Annotated in this window: 2 protein-coding genes; both read left to right on the top strand. The window is 39.4% G+C overall.

Translation table 11 applies throughout. The features are described 5' to 3' along the window. Positions 1–36: 36 nt before the first annotated feature. Entirely contained in the window at positions 37–381 is a 345-nt protein-coding gene (locus tag GQR52_RS18910; RefSeq protein WP_165729447.1) for an immunity protein YezG family protein, read from the top strand. Between the two features lie 201 nt (positions 382–582). Next, a partial coding sequence (locus GQR52_RS18905; RefSeq protein WP_240914498.1) for a hypothetical protein occupies positions 583–916 on the top strand: 334 nt, incomplete at its 3' end.

Below are 916 nucleotides of genomic sequence, written 5' to 3'. Positions count from 1 at the left end.
AGTCGTTGTTCAATAACTAAACGCTAAGGAAAGCCAATGCAACCTAATATTAAAAACATCCCGCAACACCTAGGTCAGTACCTTTATCAGCAAATAGATGCGCCATGGCATGAAGCTCAGCTTATTTTAGATTGCGAAAACAACAATATACTTAAATGCAAAGCACTCTTTATTAAACCAGATGACGATACACAGCATGCAATTGCTGTATATGAAAATATCACTGCGTTGTTTAAAACGTTATTTGACCACGCCATTAAAAATGAAGTGGAAGATTGGCAACGCGCTATTTTTACAATTACGCGTAAAGGCCAATTTAACTTAAACTTTGAACGCGATAATAATGACGAAGAATTAATATCCGCTGTTAAAACATATTAAGTATTAATGTAACCCGCTCATTAACAACATGGATGTTGTAAAGCTAGGCGCTGCAGCCTTTTAATATTAGCACCTTAGCCTGTATTTCAAATTGAGCCCCTCATTTACTTCTCATTCTTTCCTCTTGGTGCAAAAAATATTTTAAGTGAATTATTCACAAAGAGGTTAAGAGGCGCTGCGCTTAAAGAGTAAAAGCTTAATGTGCCTACTGGCTCTACGTTTTTACAAACAAACAATAATATAAGCATTACGGGCTCAGGTAATGGCGATTTAATTATTCACAACGCAGGCGGCGAGATAAAACTCGACAGCCAAGGTAATGTTGATATTACCGCCACTAACGTACTCACACTCGATGGCACATTTATAACCTTTGATGGCCCGGTTGATTACGACATAACTAGCCCACAAACAGCGCGGGCACCAAGCACCGCAAGCCCTGTCGATATTAGCCAAGTGACTGCGTTTGATTTGGGTGACAATACGCTATCCGCAGGTTCACTCGCTCAGCTTGAACTTGAATACCTTTATGATG

This window comes from Pseudoalteromonas sp. 31A1, assembly GCF_011378815.1.
In the GTDB taxonomy this organism is placed as follows: Bacteria; Pseudomonadota; Gammaproteobacteria; order Enterobacterales; family Alteromonadaceae; genus Pseudoalteromonas; species Pseudoalteromonas arctica.
The sequence above is the reverse complement of the archived record's forward strand: the minus strand, read 5'-3'. Positions and strand labels throughout refer to the sequence as shown.

Coding starts and splice junctions, on each gene's coding strand:
- GQR52_RS18910 (WP_165729447.1), top strand. CDS start 37: ATGCAACCTAATATTAAAAACATCCCGCAACACCTAGGTCAGTACCTT.